The sequence below is a fragment of the Paenibacillus psychroresistens genome (assembly GCF_009728935.1).
GTDB lineage: Bacteria > Bacillota > Bacilli > Paenibacillales > NBRC-103111 > Paenibacillus_AC > Paenibacillus_AC psychroresistens.
Genome location: NZ_CP034235.1, coordinates 3,287,382 through 3,309,851 on the forward strand (window position 1 = coordinate 3,287,382; position 22,470 = coordinate 3,309,851).

A 22,470-nucleotide genomic window follows, 5' to 3' on the forward strand; every position below is an offset into this window, starting at 1 on the left:
AATAATAGAATGGAGCTAACAAATATGAAACATCATAAATTTGCTAGTAAGCCGCCTTTAGGCTGGAATAGCTGGGATTGCTACGGGGCTAGTGTGACCGAAGCTGAGGTAAGAGGAAATGCGGACTATATGGCTGCGTATTTAAAGTCTTCGGGTTGGGAATATATCATTGTGGATATTCAATGGTACGAGCCTGGAGCGAATTCTTCCACGTATCGACCTTTTGTTTCCTTAGAAGTGGATGCGTACTCGCGTTTAATTCCTGCTGTGAACCGCTTCCCCTCATCCGCAGATGGTAATGGCTTTAAAGATTTGGGAGCGTATGTGCACAGTCTGGGATTAAAGTTTGGCATTCATATTATGCGAGGGATCCCACGCCAAGCGGTTCATGCGAATACCCCTATTCTCGGAACAAATTTCACAGCAAGAGATATCGCACATACCAACTCAATCTGCCCTTGGAACACGGATATGTATGGTGTCGATCCGACTAAAGAAGGTGCGCAAGCGTACTACGACTCCTTATTCCAGCTTTACGCGGAATGGGGCGTGGATTTCATCAAAGTCGATGATATAGCCGCATCAAGACTTTACCATATCCACCTGGATGAAATTACCCTTATCCGCAAGGCAATCGATAATTGCGGGAGAGATATCGTCTTGAGCCTTTCCCCTGGCCCAGCACCGCTTGAATACGCGGAGCATTTGAAAGCGAATGCGAATATGTGGCGGATGACAGACGATTACTGGGATCTATGGCAGTTGCTGCACGGGATGTTCGAACGTTGTGAGAAATGGTATCCCCATGTTGGGGAGGGACATTGGCCCGATTGCGACATGCTGCCATTAGGGCATCTTGGTATTCGTTCTGTAGATGGTGGGGGCAGCGATCGTTGGACTCGTTTCACCAAGGATGAGCAGGTGACTATGATGACATTGTGGTCGATTTTCCGCTCACCACTCTTCTTCGGGGGCGAGCTTCGCGACAATGATGTCTGGACACTGGCGCTGCTTACCAATAAAGAGATTCTCGAAGTTCAGCAGAATAGTCATAGCAATAAACTAGTATACAGCGAGGGCAATCGAATTGTCTGGACAGCCAAGAATAATAATAATGAAACTTATGCGGCTTTATTCAATATCGGCGAGGAAATGGATACCGTGCGAATTACCATGGAGCAGCTTGGATTAAGCGGCATTTTGAAAGTAAAAGATTTATGGTCCGGGGAAGAGGTAGGCACTATTCAGAATGAGTGGGGTCCAGAAATCCCACCTCACGGATCTAGACTGGTCAAGCTTTATTAGAATGATCTGTAACGATAGTTTTTATCGTAACCCAGACTATGAGCATGTCAGATCATGCTGTAGCGATATTAAATATGCTTAGAGCGACATTATGCTGGATGCTTGAGAGTGGTGGCGGACTGTAACGATAAAATGTAGCGCTATAAAGGCAGGCACAATTATTTTCGCTGCTGAAGCGATAAATAATACTGTTACAGAAATAGGGCAATATCTCCATTGTTACAATGGGGTATTGCCCTATTGATTCTGCCTAAAAAAAGAAAGGTTTAAACGGAAAGAGAAGCAAGCTTCTCCCATCTAGGTGCATAAGGGAAGGGGCATTTAGAGACTCTTAGCTTGGCTTTCAGATGTACCAAACAACCGCAATGCATACAGGTTGTTCCGTACTGGAGCGCAGGACATGCTAGACAAGCATCGATGCGATCTGCATATTCCGCTTCCGTTACGACCTTTACGGCTTTTATTCGCAAATTTGGATTGAAGAGGGCTGCTATTTCTTCAGGTGAGATTCTTACATTTGCAGAGCAGCCCTTACAATTTTGATCAGATCCTGTATCTTCATTCATAGCTGAGATCACCTCGAGATTCTAATTCAATGTTAGCACAATTACAGAAGCAGGAGGTAAAGTTAAGCTGAGCAAGCCATCAAGTAGGGACACTCCGTTAAATGCTAGCGGTTGAATCGCTTCAGGCTCATCGAAAGAATTGTGCACACTAAGTACCGTATCACTCAGGATGGTTCCGATTACGGATGTTTTATTCGTTCCTGGTAGCTGGCATTGAATCTCCGTGCTCTCTTGATGATTTAAATTACAGAGAGACAGGTGTATTTTACCATTGGCATCGACAGAAGCAGAAACACTGAGCTGCGGAATTTTTTCGTCTCCATAAGTATAATCTATATTCGTAAAATCTACATCAAGCAGCTGAGCATCCTGATGAACCTTGAACATGTTGAAAACGTGATAAGTTGGGGTCAGGATCATATGCTCACCCTCTGTGAGAACTACAGCCTGAAGCACATTCACCACTTGAGCAATATTCGCCATTTGCACACGATCACAGTGATTATGGAACAAATTAAGATTAATGCCTGTGACCAGCGCATCTCTTAAAGTATTCTGCTGATAGAGAAACCCTGGGTTAGTTCCAGGCTCTACATTATACCAAGTGCCCCATTCATCGACTAGAAGCCCAACTCTTTTATCCGGATCATAGACATCCATAATGGCAGAATGCTTCTGCAGCAGCTCTTCCATGAACAATGTTTTCTTAAGCGTAGAAAACCATTCCTGAGCTTCAAACTCCGTAGCTGAGCCTTTATCACTCCATGAACCAGTAGGTATAGTATAATAATGCAAGGTTAAAGAGTCCATATATTTAGCAGCTTGCTTCATTAGAGTTTCCGTCCAGTGATAGTCACTGTCACTTGCCCCGCAAGCAATTTTATGAATTTTATTATCGCCAAAATTTCTGACATAAGTAGCATAACGACGATACTCATCTGCATAATATTCAGGACGCATATTACCGCCGCAGCCCCAATTCTCATTCCCCACGCCAAAATAAGTCAGCTTCCAAGGCTTATCCTGACCATTCGCTCTGCGTAAATTAGCCATTGGCGATTCACCGTCAAAGGTCATATATTCTACCCATTGCTGCATTTCGTGCACAGTTCCACTGCCAAGATTACCATTAATGTAAGGTTCTGTACCAATCAGCTCGCAAAGTCTGAAAAATTCGTGAGTTCCAAAATGATTGTTCTCGACCACCCCACCCCAATGCGTGTTAATCATCCTCGGGCGATTTTCCTTAGGTCCAATGCCGTCCATCCAATGATATTCATCAGCAAAGCATCCGCCAGGCCATCTCAATACAGGAATTTGCAGCTCCTTCAGCGCGGCTAGAACATCGTTGCGCATACCGTCCGTATTCGGAATAGGGGAATCTTCGCCTACCCAGATACCTTCATAAATACATCTGCCCAAATGCTCGGAAAAATGCCCGTATATATTTTTGTTGATTTTACCTCTAGTAACGTCAGCTTGAATGATCATGTTTACCATTAATTAAACTCCTCTCTTTTTGCGAAACGGGATTAGGGATTCTCTTGGAACAAACGTTGCAGGAAGCAGAATTTTCTTGTTGCCTTGAGTGCCTTGGTTTAACACGGACAGCAGCTCTGAAATCAGCAGCTTCATATCCAAATTGAAAGTGGTTAATGTTGGTGAGAATTCTGCTGCAAGCGGGATATCATCACAACCAATGACAGATAGGTTCTTGGGAATGCTGATCCCACGTTCTCTTAATTTCTGAATCAAGCCGATGGCCATCCAATCATTAGCTGCAAAAATAGCGGTTGGCGGGGAATCCGCTTGGAGCCATTCCATAATCGCATCGCCGGCTTGATAACCTCCGGACCAGTTCATTTTATCGGTATGAACTTGGAGCTTAATCTGCGTATCTTTTAAAGCATCAACAAAGCCTTTTTTACGATTAAAAGCAGAGGGATACTTCGATGGTCCTGTCAAAAGAATCAAATGCTCGTGTTTGAATTCAACTAGCATTTTGGCAGCGTGCTGTCCAATCAGATAATCGTCAAAATATAACAAAGTAGCTTCATTGGAAGTGAATTCTTCTTGAAATGTGATGATGGTGGTATACATGGTGGCAAGCCTATCGAAAATCTTTTGCTCCAATAAGCCAATCAAGATGAGTGGAGCTTGCTCCAGTGGAGGATTCAATTGATCAGGATTGATCATATGTAAGCTGATCGAAAGCTTGGCCGCCGTGTGGGTAATTTCTACAAGGAACTTGGTATAGAAGGGGTCATTGCTCTTGATGTCAGGTGAACAAAGAATGTGCAAGGAATGTACGACCATTTTCGGAGTAATAAAAGTCCCTCGTCCTTGTTCTTGGGAAAGCAAGCCTTCTTGAACCAGCTGTTTAATCGCAGATCGAATACTAATTCGACTTACGTTAAGCAGCTCTGTTAATTCTCGCTCTGAGGCAATTTTGACATAAGTATTGGTCTGCAGCGGTTTGATTTGATTTCTCAGCAATTCAGTGATGCGTTGCTTTACTAAAGGTGTACCTTCCATAGTCCAGTCCTTTCATTAGTGTAGAACCAATTTAATACCATTATAATACCTATTGAGATTAATGCTGTCAATACAAATCTATTATTGTGTGGTGTCATAATTATTGAGAAAGTTTTTCATATTTGTGAGAATAAATATTCATAATTAATGAGAAATGCATATTTATGCATCGCTATACATCGATTTGTGCCCTAGATGGTAAGTGGACTATGGATTGGGACTAGTGGGAGCGGTACTCGATGTAGCAGAGTGATAATCCACTGGTCTTTTTTTATGAAGTGGCTATACTTGAAAAACGTATTAAAGCTACAATTTTTTGACTCCTGCTAAAAATATAGACTCCGCCTGCAATATAGAGGCGTTTTCGAAATGGATAATAAATTGATCGCGATTGAAGGAAAGTTATTAATTTATTCTTGAATTGTAAATATTTGCTTTTCTTCGGTATATATATATTTGTAATTGGAGACCATGGGGGAAAATACCAAAGAGAGAGGAGTAGAAATATGTTTTTAATTCGTTTATTGGTTGTGGTGCAAAGCTCTAATTCATGATAACGTAATGGATAATGAATTCATGGGATGGAGCAGCTTATTTTGGAAACGAAAAAGGATTTATTTAAATGGAAGCAATATGAATCGGAGATTATTTTACTAACTGTGAGATGGTATTTGAAATATAGTTTAAGCTATCGAGATATAGCAGAAATGATGAGTGAGCGAGGATTAAGGATTTCTCATACGACGATTATGAGATGGGTCCATGAATTTGGATCCGAAATCGACAAGCGAATTCGCCTCTATTTGAAACCGAGAAATGATTCTTGGCGGACGGACGAAACCTATATCAAAGTTAAAGGTCAGTGGAAGTATTTATATCGGGCAGTTGATTCGATGGGGAACACCATTGATTTCATGTTATCTGAAAATCGGGATATGCAGGCAGCTAAGCGTTTCTTTACAAAAGCTTTGTCCTCTCCACATAATCAAATCCCACGTGTAATCACCTTGGATAAAAATCCAGCCTATCCTCCCGCGATACAAGAATTAATAAATGAGAAATTGCTACCCAAAGAAACTTTGATTAGACAGACAAAGTATCTAAACAACATAGTAGAGCAAGATCACCGGTTCATTAAGAAAATCACAAAGCCGATGCTTGGATTCAAATCGTTTTTCACTGCAGAGTCGACGTTGAAGGGAATCGAAGCCATGCATATGATAAGGAAAGGGCAGGTCGAATATAAACATTCGTCTGCCCTTTCAGATGTTAAGTTAATCAACAAATTATTGGGTTTAATTGCATAATCAGATCTCAAAAATAAGGGTATCTTTGATTGGTTGTACTTGTTGCACCAAAACCCTATTCCGAATACCCTTTAATCTTACCTGTCGATTCTCTAAATATGGGTTCAGTTTTAGCGTGAGTAATTTGAAAAGGCTTTAATGGATTCTTTAGTCTTGCTAAAAGCATTTCGGCAGCTAGAATTCCCATTTCATTGTTAAATATATGGACTGTTGTCAAGTGCGGTTCTACAATCTTCGACTCAATTGAATCATCAAATCCACATATCACTATATCCTCGGGAATTTGTATATTCTTATTCTTCAAAACCTTCATTAAATTAATTGCAATAAAGTCATTTGCACAAATAAATGCAGAAGGCATTATTTTCATATTATCCACTTGCTTTTCAATCCAGAGGGTGCCTCCTTCAGAAAAATATCGATCATCTTCTACTATACAAAACGATAAATCGAGCTGTAGCTTGGAGTCGAGCAGCGCTCTGTTAAATCCAACCCATCTTTCATTAAAGCTTTTACAGTGATTATAATCACCAATAAAGCCAATTTTAATATAACCATTTTCTATGAGTCTCTTGGTGAGTAAATAAGTACTGTGTTCATTTTCCATTAAAAGTATATCTGCGTTTAGCTCGGGATAAAAGATATCCGCCACGCAATCTATAAAAATTGTCGGAATTCCTAGATTATTAATTAATTGGGTATATTTTTTGTCGAATAGCTCTATACAAATAATTCCGTCTACATTATTTATTTCAAAATTATTAGGAAGTACTAAGCTGTTAATTTCAGTTTCGCGGAGAAAGTGAATGGATAGGTTATAGCCTTCTGCACTAACTTTTTTCTCCAGGCCACTTAGCAGTAAAGAACCGAAATGAGATTTATTGGGCATATTAGATGTCAAGAGAGCGATATTGCCAGGATATTTGGTGTTTAAGCTTTCAGATTCCACAAGAGTAAACTGTTTATATTTCAATTCAATCGCTTTTTTTAATACTTTATCTCGGGTTACTTTAGGGATGCTTTCACTGCCGTTTAAAGATTTAGATACAGTATTCCTGGATAGTCCTAATGAATCTGCAATATATTGTACAGTAACTTTTACTTTATTCATCTTTGGAAACTCTCCTTTACTAATTTAAACGACTTATTATTGAATATAGGAAAGAAAACCACTTCCTTAGACAATACTATTGTAAATGTATAATAATACGAGCTTAATATCAATATAAAATTACAAATGAACAATGTAATTTAATATAAATTGAACAACTGGGCAAAAAGTAGATAAATAAAATTAATTATTTAATTCAAAATAAATAAACAAATGTAATTATAATAAAATTCATAATTATGGAATTAATTCATATTTAAAACTGGTATTTGATAAAATACGATGGTTTTACTCACATATTATACATAATTTCCTATATTAATAAACAAATGAACAAAAAAAATAATATTGTGTAATTTAATTAGATTACAAAAATAATGAATTTTTCAAATAAACGTATTGACTACGTGTAAAATATTTGTTAAATTGATATAGAAATACGAAATGTAAACCCTTTCAAGGAGGCAAATGTTTATTGAATCATAAACAAATTTTATTCAGTCGAAAAATTAGTTTCTATTTTTGATTATTTAGTTAGGGGGTTATGAGTTGCAAGTTAAATTGAAATACATTTGGACTAACCGTTTTCTTTATTTGTTGGTAGCACCTGCTTTTATTTTGACTATCATTTTTAAGTATGTACCCATGTACGGGGCAATTATAGCTTTTAAAGATTTCAGTCCCTCAAAAGGAATATTGCATAGTGATTGGGTTGGATTTGAGCACTTTAGAGATTTTCTAACATCACCTAACTTTGAGGTTATCTTCATGAATACCCTCAAACTAAGCTTGTATGGTCTGATATTAGGTTTCCCGGTTCCTATTATATTAGCCCTAATGTTAAATCAATTGCGCGGTGTTGCTATCAAAAAGAATATTCAGCTTATATTATATGCGCCCAATTTTATATCCGTTGTAGTCATTGTAGGAATGACATTCGTTTTCTTATCCCCAACCGGACCTATGAATGCTATCATCACTTCCATTACTGGAAGCCCAGTTATGTTTATGTCAGATCCGGACTATTTCCGCTCCATTTATATCTTATCTGGAATTTGGCAGGGTGCAGGTTTTGCATCGATTATTTTTGTGGCGGCATTAGCAGGTGTGGATCCTGAATTGCATAATGCTGCAACCATTGATGGAGCCAGTATTCTACAAAGAATCAGACATATTGATCTTCCAACAATAAAGCCCGTGATGGCGATTATTTTTATCTTAGGTGCAGGTGGAATCATGTCGATTGGATTTGAAAAAGCGTTTCTAATGCAAACCACATTGAATGTAACCACCTCTGAAATTCTGCCAACTTATGTCTACAAAATAGGCTTGCAGGCAGGTGACTATGCATATTCGGCAGCTGTTGGGCTTTTTAATTCAGTAATCAATGTTATTTTACTAATTTTTGTTGATTTCGTTGTAAAAAAATTAAATGAAGGTGAAGGCCTTTATTAACAGTAAAGGGGACGTAGTATGAATTTCAAGCACACACGTTTTGATCGAATAATGTTAGCTTTTAACAATTTATTCTTAGCTTTAGCTGCTTTAATTGTGATAGTTCCCTTGGTTTATGTAGTGGTTGCTTCATTTATGGATCCAACACAGCTATTAAATAAAGGAATTTCTTTCGATCTAGCGGATTGGACTGTTGATGGTTATCAGAAAATTTTATCTAATGATGCGATGGTTCGAGGGTTTTTAAATGCCGTTTTTTACTCGACAGGGTTTTCTGTTATCACCGTTATTGTTTGTATATTTGCGGCCTATCCATTATCTGTTGAAGGTTTTGTTGGGAAAAACTTCATAATGACACTTTTTATCATTACGATTTTCTTTGGCGGTGGGTTAATTCCAACCTATTTATTAATAAAAGACTTGGGAATGTTAGATACGGTTTGGGCGATTCTGATTCCGTCGGCAGTGAATGTTTACAATATTATTCTGGCTAGAACCTTTTTTAAAGGAATTCCCAAAGAATTGAATGAAGCGGCAAAGGTTGATGGAGCTACACATTTAGTTGTCTTTTTTAGGATTCTTCTACCGCTATCCAAGCCTATCATTTTTGTATTGGCATTATATGCTTTTGTTGGTCAATGGAATTCTTTTTTCGATGCGTTGGTTTATCTGGATAATCCTAAATTACATCCGCTGCAGCTGGTTTTAAGATCGATTTTGATTCAAAATCAACTACCTCCAGGTACGATTGGCGATCGATTAGCGCTTGCTGAGATAAAAAGGCTTTCCGAAATGATTAAATATTCATCTATTGTCATTTCTAGCCTTCCCTTAATGGTCATGTATCCTTTTTTCCAAAAATATTTTGAAAAAGGTGTTCTGGTAGGTTCGTTGAAATAATGGGCCAATTGAATAGAGGAATGGAATTGCTAACAAAATATTTAAGGGGGTGATTGGGTGAAAATAGAAATATGGTGAATTTAATTATGGGGTGGTTGCAAGAAAGTTTCTAAATTAATAAATTCTTATAAATTATTTTCAGGAGGTCATTGTATGGTTAACACAAAAAAAGCACTTTTCATGTCTCTAGCAGCAATTGTTATAATTTCAGGGTGCAGCAGCAAAGGTCCAAAAGATCCTGTATCTTCCGGCGCAGCTTCAACAACAGAAACGAGTTCATCCGCCACAACGCCAGCAACGCAAAAGAAAGTTACCTTGAAATTTATTACACAAAGCTCGCCATTAGCTCCTGCTGATCCGAATGAAAAGCTGGTTTTTCAACGGATGGAAGCAAAAACGAATACCCATATCGAATGGAAGAACTACACAGGCGATACATTTGCTGAGAAAAGAAATTTAGCGATTGCGAGCGGTGAGTTTCCAGACGCGATTTTCGATGCGGGCTATTCGGATAATGATTTGCTGAAGCTTGCTAAAGACGGCACTATTGTTCCGCTTGAAGATTTGATCGAAAAGCATATGCCTAATTTCAAGAAGGTATTAGAGCAAGCTCCGCAATATAAAGCAATGATTACAGCACCAGATGGACATATATATTCATTTCCGTGGATAGAAGAGCTAGGTTCAGGTAAAGAGGCGATCCAAGCTGTGGATGATTTGCCTTGGATCAACGTGGAATGGCTTAATAAATTAGGTTTAAAAATGCCTACAACAACAGAAGAATTGAAGCAAGTATTGATCGCTTTCAAAACAAAGGATCCGAATGGCAATGGTAAACCAGATGAAATCCCATTATCTTATATTGGTAAACCGGGTGGTGAAGACTTAGCCTTCTTGTTCGGCTCATTTGGTCTCGGTGAAAACTTTGATCATACCGTTGTAAGTGATGAGGGTAAAGTGTTATTCACTGCATCAGATAATGGATATAAAGATGGAATTAAATATCTCAACGATTTATTTAAAAATGGATTATTAGATATTGAAGCGTCTACTCAGGATTGGAATACTTATCTTGCAAAAGGTAAAGACAATCGTTACGGCTTGTATTTCACATGGGACAAAGGAAATATTACAGGCATGAATGATAAGTATGATATCATGCCAGCATTAACAGGACCAAGTGGTCTAAAGAATGTAACAAGAACAAACGGGATTGGCTTAGATAGAGGACGTATGGTTATTACAAATGCCAACAAAAACCTAGAAGCAACAGCAGTATGGGCAGATCAGCTTTATGATCCGCTGCAATCGGTTCAAAACAATTGGGGGACGTATGGTGATAAGTCCCAACAAAACATTTTTGAGTTGGATGAAGCTAAAGGAATGTTGAAGCATTTGCCGTTAGACGGAACAGCTCCAGTTGAATTAAGACAAAAAACATCAGTTAGTGGACCGTTGGCAATCTTAGATAGCTATTACGGTACTGTAACTACAAAACCAGATGATGCTGCTTGGAGATTGGACATATTGAAGAAATTCATGGTGCCTGATATGAAAGCGAAAAATAATTACCCTAAAGTCTTTTTCTCAGCTGAGGATTCAAAGGAGCTTACAAAGATTGAAACTGATTTGTTCGCCTATGTAATGAGAATGCGCTCGGAATGGATAGCTAACGGAAAAGTAGATGCGCAATGGGCTGGTTATTTGAAAGAATTAGATCGTTTAGGTTTACAAGATTGGTTGAAAATTAAACAAGCAGGCTATGACGCAAACACAAAATAATGATTCATATTAAATAGACTAAGGCTGTGCAATGCTTTGGCATAGTACAGCCTTAGTCTATGCCTAAAAAGGGAGAAACCAAAAATGACTGAAAACTATAAAGAAAAGTATCGTCCACAATTTCATTTTTCACCGGAGAAAAATTGGATGAATGACCCAAATGGCATGGTTTATTATAAAGGAGAATACCATTTGTTTTACCAGCATACTCCTTTTTCGACTTTACCTGATTTCGATAAGATGCATTGGGGGCATGCGGTGAGTAAAGATCTTATCCATTGGGAAGAACTTCCTGCAGCCTTATACCCAGATGAAAATGGAGCTATATTTTCAGGTAGTGCTGTTGTCGATTGGGATAATACATCGGGATTGTTCGATGATGCAGCTGGGTTAGTTGCCATTTATACGAGTCATGATACTTATCCTGAAACGAACCGACCTCGTCAACGACAAAGCATCGCATACAGCAAGGATGATGGAAGATCGTGGACTAAATATGAAGGGAATCCAGTGCTTTCCGATGAGAACATTACCGATTATCGTGATCCTAAAGTTTTTTGGCATGCTGATACGAATAAATGGGTTATGGTGTTAGCTACTGGACATTTAGTAACTCTTTATACATCTCCAAACCTGAAAGATTGGGAATTCGCAAGTGGATTTGGAAAAAAAGCGGGTTCACATGATAGCTTTTGGGAATGTCCTGACCTATTCAAATTACCAGTCGATCATGATGAAAACAATCAAAAATGGGTAATGATAGTAAGTATCGGGGATAATCCGGACTCAAAAGAAGGATCCAGAACACAATATTTTATCGGTCATTTTGATGGAACAACCTTTGTCAATGACAACCCTGATGAAACAGTTTTATGGTTAGATTTTGGCAGAGATAATTATGCAGGTGTAAGCTGGTCTGACATACCGAATCGAGATGGTCGAAGGATCTATCTTGGCTGGATGAGCAACTGGCGGTATGCAAACCAAATCCCAACTGAAAAATGGCGAGGAGCTATGACGCTTCCAAGGGAATTATCTTTAATTTCTAGCGACTTTGGAGTTTCCTTGATCCAAAAGCCCGTACTAGAGTTGAGTACTATACAAAAAGATATAAGTATATATCAAGAACAAACTATTGAATCAAATACTCCTGTTTCGTTCAGCTTGAGTCATAGTTTAATAGAAATAAATGTGGAGCTTGAAAGAGTAAGTTCAAGTAATTTTGGGATTACCTTGCAGCATTCTGATTCAGAAAAAACAATCATTAGTTATGACTCTCAATTGGAGAAATTATTCGTTGATCGAACCAATGCTGGAGAGAGTGGCTTTTCTCCCTCATTTTCGACTATCCAGGAAGCTCCAATGAAAATGCTTGCCGGAAGAATAAAGCTTCAAATATTCTTGGATTCTTCGTCTGTAGAAGTATTCGCAAACGATGGCAAAGTTGTTTTTACGTGTTTAATATTTCCAAGTGAGCCTTGCCAAAAAATTGTTTTGTTTTCAGACGAGGGTACTACCCGGCTGGCATCATTGAAATTGACCGAGCTTGATTCTATTTGGATTTAACGTTTGAAACACGTGCTATACCGAATACGTAAGCCATCTCTACTTTGACCGATCCCAATATCTCTGTGTTTTTGATACTGGGTAAGGTTGGGTAGAGATCTTGCGTTTAGGTGAAATACTAGATTACTGAAATTATCTCATATAAAAAAAGTGGATTTAGAAAAGGTGATGGTGCATAAATGGGTTCAACTGCAGCGGTTTTTTGCTTAGGAGAATTGTTGATTGATTTCTTTTGTACAGATGTGGACATAGATTTAGTTGAAGGTCAGAATTTCATGAAACAAGCAGGTGGGGCGCCTGCTAATGTGTGTGCGACAATTGTCAAATTGGGCGGCAGCGCTCTGTTTGGCGGTAAAGTTGGAAATGATCCATTTGGGCATTTTTTGAAGAGGCAGCTAGATGCACTAAAGGTGGATACATCGATGCTCATGCTAAGTGATGAATACCCAACAACGTTAGCTTTTGTATCATTAAAGGCAAACGGGGAAAGGGATTTTGTTTTTAATCGTGGGGCGGATGCTAATTTTGGAGAAGAAGATCTAGATGAAGAAAGAATAAAGCAATTCAAAATTGTTCATTTTGGTTCAGCTACGGCGTTGCTGGAAAATCCGTTTCAAGCCACATACTTAAAAGCAATGAAGTCTGCTAAAGCTGAATCTCAGTTTATCTCATTTGATCCGAATTTCAGAAAGGACCTTTGGAAAGAAAGGGAATCCATTTTTATTGAACTAGCTATAATGGGGATTGCTCTAGCTGATTTTGTGAAAATTAGTCATGAGGAATTGGCAATAATAACTGGAATGAATGATGTGTCAAAGGGAGTAGAGTCTCTCCATCGAATGGGAGCTAAAGTAGTGGCTGTTACATTAGGTAAAGAAGGAACATGGATCTCAAATGGATTTAGAAATGAAACCATTGCTAGTATTAAGGTTGAAGCGATTGATTCTACTGGTGCTGGTGATGCATTCGTAGGCGCGATGCTTTTTCAATTAGCTAAAGAAGCTGAACCTAGAAAAGCTATAGAGGATTTTGAATACTTGAGAAAAATAATCGCTATTAGTAATAAAGTGGGTGCAATTGTTTGTACGAAGGTAGGAGCAATTTCTGCAATACCAACCCTTGATGAAGTATATGAATTTAAAAAGTGAAGCTAGGGTGGTGATATCTTTGAAAGCATTGTCCTTTAAGCTTCCTGATCTAAAAGGAATACGGTTTGAGAATCCGATGAAATCGGTAGGCATGAAGCTATTTATTATATTCTTTTTCTGCATTGTGGTTACGATGTCGATGCGAAGATTTTGGTGCAACAATTGCAATTGATCAAAGATACCACTTATTTGTGGTTTGATTATGCTATCAAACCAAACAATTTTTTGATTAATTTAACATCAGAGAGAGCAGACGAATGTTTATATTCGACCTGCCCTTTCTTTATCATGTGCATGACTTCGATTCCCGCGATGGTTTTCTCTGCAGTCTTGAAAGACTTGAATCCCAACATCGGTTTTTATGGTTTTTTTTATGAATCGGTGATCTTGTTCAATGATATTGTTAAAATACTTCTGTTGTCGCAGCAATGTTTCTTGTTTCATAGCTTTTTCGTCCTTGATTTGCTGGACTGCGGTAGGGTACGCGGGATTTTTATCAACGGTGATTACGCGAGGCGATTGATTGTGCGGTGATGTCATTGCTTTCTTGAAAAATCGTTTAGAGACGTGAATGTCTCGATTTTCAGATAGCATGAAATCAATCGTGACGCCGCTTGAATCCACGGCTCTGTAAAGATATTTCCATTGTCCTTTGACTTTTACATAGGTCTCATCCGTTCGGAACGAATCGTATTCGAGCAGCGTAAGCTACTCGCAACAAGAATGGAAGATATGAAGAAAACGTTGGAACGCCTGGATGATAAGATTGCAAGATATGTTCAGACAGTAGTTGAAAAAGAAAAAACTTTAAGAAGACTTGAATCCACTAAAATAAATTAATTTTATGTTTCATCTGAATAATTATAAAAAACTTGGATATACTAAAAATTATTATATTTACTAATTATTTTTTTATTCATCTAAAAAGTATAAACAATTCATAATGTACAAATGCATTGTTTAGAATAATTCGTAATTTTCATGTTTTTCGAGAAAATACGGGGATTAATTCCCATAAAAATTTTGTTATCTATATGTTTTGAAAGTATTTTAAAGATAAGTATGCCACAACCAATTAGACTTTAGTTGCAAGTTGTATGTCACCTTGCTCACACAGTCGTGGAAAATAGATATTAAAATTGAATAATAATAATTGAAAAACACGAACCCAGTTTGGGATCGTGTTATTTTTTTGTAAAATGCCTTAAAAAGTCTACCACGGATAGGATTATACTATGCATTAAAATGAATAATTATAAATTTACTATATGCGGATAGTCTCATTAATTATGACATTCGGTATATTTGGAACACTGTACAGAGATAGGTTCTCACTAATTATGAAAATGCCTATTGCTATACCAGCATTTTTGGCCAGCTATTTCTCATTAATTATGACACCACACAATTATTGTGTGGTGTCATAATTATTGAGAAAGTTTTCAGAATTGTTGAGACGGGATTTTCTTAATTCCAAGAAATGAATATTTATGCATTAAAATACAAATGCAGAAAAAATTCAGCACGAATAAATGGCGCTGAATTCCATTTGACCCCTGATGATGACAAATATAGGTTAGAAATTCTTGGATGTAGTGAAACAAGACTAATCTAAAAGTTTGGAAATACTATATCCTGAATATAATCATTTGTTTACATTTTTTGATTTCCATAACTTCAGAGCGGACGGTGGGACAGCATACTTAGCAAAATTGCTTAAATCTTTTTCAGCAGCCAAAATTAAAAATCGAATTATTGCAATATTTGACAATGATACTGCAGTTGAATTAGAAATACAGAGTTTATCTACTGTACCTATACTTGATAGTATTAAAATAATGAAGTTGCCAATACTTGATTTTTGTATGTCATACCCTACAATTGGACCAACTGGGAGGCATAATTCAAACATTAATGGTTCGGCGGTTAGTATTGAATTGTTCTTTGGTGAAGATATTATTAAAGATAAAAAAATCAAGATTGGAGTAAACTCTTATATCTTTGGGATACCATCTTCAAACAAAGTTTTTAATATAGTGATTTATTGTAAATATGATAACTTATATCGCAAGTCTAGATGGGCCAGAATCTTGCCATCCTTATGAGCATTGCTTTTTACATCAATAAGCGGGTGCTCCTTCCAAACTGTACTGCATTTCAGCATACGGAACACTTTACGTCGCTGTTGTATGCTGCCAATAATGCATAAAATCAAGGGAATGAAAATGTAAATAAAGGGGTAATTGAACATTATTTATGGGGGAAATAAACCAATTGCAGCCTTATAAGTAGCGATCCCGATATGCGGGTAAATGTCAAACAATTTTAGCGCCCCCCAATAGAGAGGTGGGTTTTCTGACTTTAGCATTATTTTTTTATATAACTTTATCATCAGACAACAAATTTTCATAATTATCGGTTTCTTGTATAAAACAGCTTACTTTAGAAGCGGGTTTTTCTGATCTCTGCGAAAATAGTCTGGATCCCTTCCTCAATCAGTGCTTCTTCCGTTCTTGTAACGCTCAGTTTGATAATAGGCTGTTTTGTAAACCCCGTCAAAAAGCCGTCATTGCTTGTCTTCAATATAATTTTCTGCTTAGACAGCCGATTCAGTAGATCAGGAATAGCAGCGGACTCCCGCAGCCTGAGATGGGTATGCACTCCAGATGAAACCCTTGCATGCCAGACATAGGCAGAGTTGTTATATTGGTCAAGTGCAGCGTTCAGACGCAGTAGCCGGTTGTGATAGGTATTGGCGATTTTATGCTTTCTCCGACTAAACAAGCCATTCTGAATATAAATTTCTAGAGCTGCTTGCGACACCATGGAACTGTCGATATCAGACAAATTCTTATACCGGCAGAACATATCCATTAGCTCTTGCGGCAAGACAGCCACCCCTATTCGTAAGCCAGGAAACAATATTTTGGAATAGCTTTTTAAATAGATGACATGGGAAGAACTGTAAGCATGGATTGGGTCGGACTTGGTGCCAGTCTCTAGATCTACTAAGTAGTCATCCTCCACAATATAGACGTCGTATTTGCGTGCCAGGGAAGCAATCGCCTTTTTGGTGTTTTCGTCGTAGGATGTTCCGAGTGGATTGTGAAAACGGGGAATTGTGTAGAATAGCTTGATGTCCCCGACCCGAAACAGCTTCTCAAGCTCATCTAGATCGATACCATTCTCCGTTCTTGTGATGCCTGAAGCCTGTATATTCATCGTTTCCAGCAATCGGATCATCATATGATAGGTGGGCTGCTCCACTAGGACGGTACTTCTGTTGGTGGGGAATGGCATCGCGGTCAGAATCGCTAATGCCTGCTGGACGCCAGAGGTTATCACAATCTCCTCTGGCTTGGCAAATACCTGTGTGTCAGCCAGATGACGGCTCAGCACGGGAAGCAACGACGGAAGTCCCTGTGGAGTTCCGTAAACAAATAGTCGATTTCTATATATGTCAATCGCTTTATTGAGGCAATGCTGGAAATCAAGATACGGGAACAGCTCCGGATCGGGAGACGCCGAGGAAAAATCGAGAACAGCTTCCGTCCCGACGGATTGCTGCCTTGACTCCGCTTTCTTTAATACCGCGTAATAGCCGCTTTGTGGAATGGTATATACAAGATGGCGCTTTTCCAGCTCGGCATATGCCCGGATAACCGTACTTGAACTGCACTGATGTCGCGCGGACAACTCACGGATGGAGGGGAGACGCTGGCCCCCGCGTATGGATCCACTCGCAATTTGCATCTCGATCTCATTCATCAGCTCGATATATTTGTTCATTCCATATCTCCTTCTACAAAATTGTACCGATACAGTTGACTTAAAATAAGATTGAATGACGGGTGTCCGTCCCTTATGCTTGATTCATAGACGGCCGTCTGTGAAAGAAATTATTTTATTGTTGTAAAAGTGATATGAAGCAGAAAACAATTATACCACCATACAGATGTGCTTTGCGATGAGCTCTACAGAAGGGACTCCAATTTTTGGTGTTTATTAAATGGAAATCATTCGATTCTGTCTAACATCACAATGCGAACGGCGCATTGTTTATCTTCGGAAGTGTATTCTGAGTTCATATTTGGACAAAATAAAAAAACGAAAGTTTGAGGTGTATTAGTTATGAGAATTATTGTAGCAGGTGCAAGTGGAGTCATTGGCAGATCGCTTGTTCCAATGCTCGTCAAGGCCGGGCATGAAGTGTTTGGACTTATTCGGAATGTAGAACATGCAGCTAATGTTAGCGAATCAGGTGCTAGAGTATTTGTAGCAGATGTATTTGACCGTGAAGTCCTCTTTGGGATATTCCGTGAAGTCAAACCAGCCGTCGTCATTAACCAGCTTACATCTCTACGCAACATGGATTTTGCCGAAACTACGAGGCTTCGATTGGAAGGGACGCGTAATCTAGTAGAAGCATCCGTGGAAAACAATGTTCGAAAAATGATAACGCAAAGCGTATCCTGGGCTTATACACCGGGGGAGGGACCGGCTGATGAAGATTGCCCTCTTGATTCAGACAGCTCACAGAATCGTAAATTATTTGTCGACAGCATCTATACCTTGGAAGCGGCAGCTAAGGAAATGCCAGAGCATGTTATTCTGCGTTACGGACTGTTGTATGGCCCGGGGACCTTTTACGCTGGTAATGGCATGATGGCAGATAAAGTGCGACAAGGCAAGCTTGTTGCTTCGAAAGGAGTCAGTTCCTTCGTTCTTGCCGAGGACGCTGCCCGCGCCGCACTGCTAGCGCTGGACTGGCCTACTGGACCCTACAATATTGTAGACGACGAACCGGCTGCTGAAACGGATTGGTTGCCAGTCTATGCAGCTGCGCTTGGTGCGCCGGAACCGGTTGCCTCTGGCAGTGGAGATGTTTGGGAACGAGGCTCTCTGAACAGCAAAGCTGTCGGTCAGGGGTGGGTGCCTAAATACCACTCATGGCGTGAAGGCTTTCGAAATACGCTTGACTTGTAAGAATGGAACAAGGCTTAAGCTTGTGGATGTGTATCGGTCGCGATTTGCGCGCAAGGTCATGCATACGTGGACCAAGAGAAGGAGAAAACAATGACGATCAAACAACTAGTCTCAGAAGAAGAATGGACATTAGCATTTCCCGTAATGAAAGAGCTGAGAATGCATTTAACCTTGCAAAGTTTCATTGAAACGGTTAATCAAATGACAAATGAAGGCTATAAATTGTTTGCAATTTATGAAAATAACGAAATTGTAGGACTTTCAGGAATTATTTTCCGGACCAACTTCTATTATGGTAAGCATGTGTTTGTTTATGATTTGGTAACAACATCATCAGTACGTTCAAAAGGATACGGAACAAAATTGCTTAACTACGTACACCAATTGTCAAAGGAACAAGATTGTAAAGTCGTGGCCTTAGAGTCAGCTTTTAGTAATATTAACGCACATAAGTTTTATCAAATGCAAATGGGTTATGAAAAATTTTGTTACTCTTTTAAAAAGATATTATAGGAACTATGACCGCTAATATTGTTTTGGCGGTCATATATTTTTCCGAACAAAGTGAATAGTAAGTAGTTATATTCAAATATAACAGAGGTAGAAATACTATCAATATTTTAATTCACTGTTGTTTCCTCTGACAATTGACGATGTAATCTGTCTCTCAATTCAGTGCCAGATTAATATTCAAAAATGCAACACACGTCTGATACTTTATTTGTTTGTTACAGTCAAGTCTAGTCAGATGAATTTTTCGTTAAACGATATGGAAGATCGAAGAAAGGAGGATTCTGAAATGACTGGAAATTCATATTACTGGCGCAGGCTGCACTCTCTGTTGGGGGTGATACCGCTCGGGGGGTTTATTCTTGTGCATGTTTTGATTAACTTTCAAGCGTTTGAGCGTGGACCGGAAGGGTTCGCTAAAGGCGTGCAGTTAATCAACAGCCTCCCCATTCTGCCGTTGCTTGAGATATTTGGAATATACCTTCCAATTTTATTTCACGGCATTTATGGTCTGTACATGGCCTATCAGTCCAAACTAAACTCGGGACAATACACATTCGGCCGTAACTGGGCGTTCACTCTGCAACGCGTTACTGGAGTTTTTACTTTTATCTTCGTTTTCTGGCATTTTTTTAACACTCGATTTCAAGTTTACATGGGCAATGTAACGCATGAAGAACTTGGCTCGACAATGCATCAAATTGTTACGAATCCTACGTTCTTCGTGATTTACGTTATAGGTGTATTGTCAGCTGTATTCCATTTCAGTAACGGATTCTGGGCTTTCCTGATCAGCTGGGGCATTACAATTTCTCCACGTGCACAAAAAGTCTCTTATTATTTTTGTATGACGATATTTGTGATTCTTTTCACGCTATTCATTCTTTCGCTTGTTGCTTTCAATGGTGATGAATTCAAATAAACGGTTAGTGTTGTTTTGATATGAATGAATATTTGATAAACGAACTCTGTTAACTAACGCAGTAACAACAGCGTGATTCCCACCAAGGCTGCCGTACTGACCCCGGATCGATTTTTGAAGGAGGGGAGAGTATAAGGGCTGTCTCGCAGCATTGAATACTGCTGTTTGGTCTGGTGGAAGCTTTATCTTCTTTACTGGTAAATAGAGTTCTTTAATGTAATAAAAAGAAACAAATAGTCCCCCTTCGGCATCGAGATTAATTTCTCATGCCTTTTTTTATATGGAAATTTAATTACATCTAATTGTGAGCAGACTGTAGCGGCTTTTTTTGTATATTAAATACTATGAAATGATAGGGCTTTATTTAATCTTTGTTACTCAGAACTGTAAATCAAGATTCAATCGTTTTCTTGGTTCTAATCGACCCCAATTAGGTTCATTTTTCAGTCTATGTCTGTTTTTCTGTCCTAAATAGTAAACATGAAAATATGTCAAGAAAGTGCAAGGAAAGTCGGAAATTTGAAATCGCTTTCATTTGTGATTTCAACTAAACTAACTAAGTAAATTACAGACTTATAAGGGTTAAAAATGCCAAAGAATAGAAAGGAGTTTTTCAATTACGAGAAAGAATTAATCAAAACCAAAACAGGAGGAAGTTAAAAATGATCAAAACTATCAATAAAAATTTCTTAACAAAGTGTTTTACATTAATGTTGACTCTTGCCTTTATTTTCAATGCCACACCGGTTTCTGCATCAAGTCAAGTTATCCAGAATGATGTTTTTTGGAAAGATACAGCAGGTAACAATATTTACTCTCAAGGTGGGGGGATTCTCAAGGTAGGCAGTACTTATTACTGGTATGGAGTTAAGTATAACGGAGCTGTAACCTATGCGAACAACCCAACTTCGAAGAATTCAGACACTAGCTTTAATGCAATTACTCTTTATTCTTCAACTGATCTTGCCCATTGGACATTTGTAGGTAATGTAATAACGGCTGGCGCTACGGGAACAACATTTGATCCTACCTCTTGGGTAGGGAGAATGGGGGTTGTTTATAATAGCACTACAAATAAATATGTGCTGATTACTCAATATGGTGGTCCATCTGGATCAGGTGTTCTTTTTGCAACAAGCAGTTCGCCAACTGGCACATTTACCTATGATCATGTTCAAGCCCAGATTACCAATGTTGTAACACCAGGTACAGGGGATCAAACTATATTTATTGATGATGATGGAAAACCTTACTTGATATTTAGTAATTCAAGTGGACGTTCTCATCTCTATGTTGCTCCCCTTAGAAGTTCTGACTATTTGAATATCGAACCAGCAACCAATATATTTAACAGTTCACTGGGGGGGCGCGAAGGAAATGCCATGTTTAAATATAATGGTTACTATTACTTCTGTTCCTCTGATTTACATGGCTGGAATGCTTCTCAAGCCTACTATATTAAGGCAACTAATATTCTAGGCCCTTATTCTACCGAAGCGGTTATAGGAGGTACGGCTAAGGACTTCTCTCATGTTTCTCAAACTGGCTTTTTTATACCTGTTCAAGGCAGTTCGGGAACAACCATTTTGTTTGCTGGTGATCGCTGGAGCGATTTTGCTGGTAATGGCATTGGATATAATCAGTGGGTTCCACTTTCGTTTAGTGGCACTACACCTTCACTTCAGTCATTAAGCCAGTATAACCTTGATGCAGCTACTGGGGTTTGGTCTGTCGGAGCAGGTAATAATTATGTGCTTAACCCAAGCTTTGAAGCAGATCGTGTAGTTCAGGATTCTCTAGCAGGCTGGACCAATTGGACTAATTTAATAGGTGTAAGCCCAAATAAAAATGTTACAGGGGGACATACGGGTAGATTCACCATGACACAAAGTTACACAACAGCTTATAACGCGAGTATGTATCAGAATATTACAGTACCCAATGGAACCTATACATTGAAGGCTTGGGTTAAAAGCAGCGGTGGTCAAACTACAGCACAGTTATATGTTAAGAATTATGGTGGGACAGAGAAAGTCGCTGCTATTAATACAGCAATGAGCAGTTGGACACAAATGACTATTTCCAATATTGTTGTGACTAATGGAAGTGTTCAGCTTGGGGTGTTTTCCGTTGCCAATGCTAATAATTGGGTTCGAGTAGATGATTTTACTTTGATTAAAAACTGATTAGATTTATTATGATTTTAAAGGAGCCTATTTAGCTTTTATTAGCTATATAGGTTCTTTTGCCAATTTCATGATTTCGAATCTGCTAAATATCTGGTAAGAACTCTTTTATTAAATATTTGTTGATCCCCAATTATCTTGATATAGTGATAATGCTGTTTACCTTTAAAAAATAATAAGGGGAAATTAAA

General features: G+C 38.5%; 17 protein-coding genes and 1 pseudogene. 12 read left to right on the plus strand and 6 right to left on the minus strand.

From position 1 onward, the window contains the following. The first annotated feature begins 24 nt into the window (after positions 1–24). Positions 25–1,305 carry a glycoside hydrolase family 27 protein gene (locus EHS13_RS14855; RefSeq protein ID WP_155701090.1) on the plus strand — a complete coding sequence of 427 codons (1,281 nt, stop codon included), beginning with the start codon at positions 25–27 and terminating at the stop codon, positions 1,303–1,305. 266 nt (positions 1,306–1,571) lie between these two features. On the opposite strand, the gene EHS13_RS14860 is transcribed toward EHS13_RS14855, so the two are convergent. From EHS13_RS14860 to EHS13_RS14870, 3 genes are read right to left on the minus strand one after another with little or no spacing between them, the layout of a single operon-like run. Then, complete coding sequence (locus EHS13_RS14860; protein ID WP_155701091.1) at positions 1,572–1,871, minus strand: hypothetical protein; 300 nt, start codon at positions 1,869–1,871, stop codon at positions 1,572–1,574. Positions 1,872–1,892: 21 nt separating this feature from the next. Next, positions 1,893–3,371, minus strand: coding sequence for an alpha-N-arabinofuranosidase (locus tag EHS13_RS14865; RefSeq protein WP_155701092.1), 1,479 nt, complete (start codon positions 3,369–3,371; stop codon positions 1,893–1,895). 3 nt (positions 3,372–3,374) lie between these two features. After that, positions 3,375–4,406 carry a substrate-binding domain-containing protein gene (locus tag EHS13_RS14870; RefSeq protein WP_155701093.1) on the minus strand — a complete coding sequence of 344 codons (1,032 nt, stop codon included), beginning with the start codon at positions 4,404–4,406 and terminating at the stop codon, positions 3,375–3,377. 581 nt (positions 4,407–4,987) lie between these two features. On the opposite strand from EHS13_RS14870, the gene EHS13_RS14875 reads away from it, so the two are divergent. After that, positions 4,988–5,713, plus strand: a complete 726-nt coding sequence (locus EHS13_RS14875; RefSeq protein ID WP_155701094.1) for an IS6 family transposase — start codon at positions 4,988–4,990, stop codon at positions 5,711–5,713. Positions 5,714–5,768: 55 nt separating this feature from the next. On the opposite strand, the gene EHS13_RS14880 is transcribed toward EHS13_RS14875, so the two are convergent. Further along, positions 5,769–6,824, minus strand: coding sequence for a LacI family DNA-binding transcriptional regulator (locus tag EHS13_RS14880; protein WP_155701095.1), 1,056 nt, complete (start codon positions 6,822–6,824; stop codon positions 5,769–5,771). Positions 6,825–7,373: 549 nt separating this feature from the next. On the opposite strand from EHS13_RS14880, the gene EHS13_RS14885 reads away from it, so the two are divergent. The 5 genes from EHS13_RS14885 (at position 7,374) to EHS13_RS14905 (ending at position 13,675) form a co-directional block, all read left to right on the plus strand. Then, positions 7,374–8,279: an ABC transporter permease gene (locus EHS13_RS14885; RefSeq protein ID WP_155701096.1), complete on the plus strand. Its 906-nt coding sequence runs from the start codon at positions 7,374–7,376 to the stop codon at positions 8,277–8,279. Between the two features lie 18 nt (positions 8,280–8,297). Next, positions 8,298–9,179, plus strand: coding sequence for a carbohydrate ABC transporter permease (locus tag EHS13_RS14890; protein WP_155701097.1), 882 nt, complete (start codon positions 8,298–8,300; stop codon positions 9,177–9,179). 153 nt (positions 9,180–9,332) lie between these two features. After that, positions 9,333–10,961: an ABC transporter substrate-binding protein gene (locus EHS13_RS14895; protein ID WP_155701098.1), complete on the plus strand. Its 1,629-nt coding sequence runs from the start codon at positions 9,333–9,335 to the stop codon at positions 10,959–10,961. An 84-nt stretch (positions 10,962–11,045) separates the two neighbouring features. Continuing rightward, positions 11,046–12,527: a glycoside hydrolase family 32 protein gene (locus tag EHS13_RS14900; RefSeq protein ID WP_155701099.1), complete on the plus strand. Its 1,482-nt coding sequence runs from the start codon at positions 11,046–11,048 to the stop codon at positions 12,525–12,527. A gap of 179 nt (positions 12,528–12,706) precedes the next feature. Continuing rightward, positions 12,707–13,675 carry a carbohydrate kinase family protein gene (locus EHS13_RS14905; RefSeq protein ID WP_155701100.1) on the plus strand — a complete coding sequence of 323 codons (969 nt, stop codon included), beginning with the start codon at positions 12,707–12,709 and terminating at the stop codon, positions 13,673–13,675. 200 nt (positions 13,676–13,875) lie between these two features. On the opposite strand, the pseudogene EHS13_RS14910 reads toward EHS13_RS14905, so the two are convergent. Further along, positions 13,876–14,365 (minus strand): annotated as a pseudogene (locus EHS13_RS14910) (IS6 family transposase); the annotation flags it as partial. Between the two features lie 929 nt (positions 14,366–15,294). On the opposite strand from EHS13_RS14910, the gene EHS13_RS14920 reads away from it, so the two are divergent. Continuing rightward, positions 15,295–15,780: a hypothetical protein gene (locus tag EHS13_RS14920; RefSeq protein WP_227013942.1), complete on the plus strand. Its 486-nt coding sequence runs from the start codon at positions 15,295–15,297 to the stop codon at positions 15,778–15,780. Positions 15,781–16,117: 337 nt separating this feature from the next. Here the strand turns inward: EHS13_RS14920 and EHS13_RS14925 are convergent, their stop codons facing one another. Next, positions 16,118–17,464 carry an aminotransferase-like domain-containing protein gene (locus EHS13_RS14925; RefSeq protein ID WP_155701103.1) on the minus strand — a complete coding sequence of 449 codons (1,347 nt, stop codon included), beginning with the start codon at positions 17,462–17,464 and terminating at the stop codon, positions 16,118–16,120. A gap of 342 nt (positions 17,465–17,806) precedes the next feature. Here EHS13_RS14925 and EHS13_RS14930 point away from each other — a divergent pair, with 342 nt between their 5' ends. The 4 genes from EHS13_RS14930 to EHS13_RS14945 all read left to right on the plus strand — a co-directional run bounded on the left by EHS13_RS14930 (position 17,807) and on the right by EHS13_RS14945 (position 22,279). Then, a complete protein-coding gene (locus tag EHS13_RS14930; protein ID WP_155701104.1) occupies positions 17,807–18,661 on the plus strand; it encodes an NAD-dependent epimerase/dehydratase family protein in 855 nt (284 codons plus the stop codon). Between the two features lie 90 nt (positions 18,662–18,751). Further along, positions 18,752–19,174 (plus strand): GNAT family N-acetyltransferase, encoded by a 423-nt coding sequence (locus tag EHS13_RS14935; RefSeq protein WP_155701105.1) that lies wholly within the window; start codon positions 18,752–18,754, stop codon positions 19,172–19,174. A 286-nt stretch (positions 19,175–19,460) separates the two neighbouring features. Next, positions 19,461–20,093 (plus strand): succinate dehydrogenase cytochrome b558 subunit, encoded by a 633-nt coding sequence (locus tag EHS13_RS14940; RefSeq protein ID WP_155701106.1) that lies wholly within the window; start codon positions 19,461–19,463, stop codon positions 20,091–20,093. A 662-nt stretch (positions 20,094–20,755) separates the two neighbouring features. Beyond that, entirely contained in the window at positions 20,756–22,279 is a 1,524-nt protein-coding gene (locus tag EHS13_RS14945; protein WP_155701107.1) for a family 43 glycosylhydrolase, read from the plus strand. Positions 22,280–22,470 lie beyond the last annotated feature (191 nt).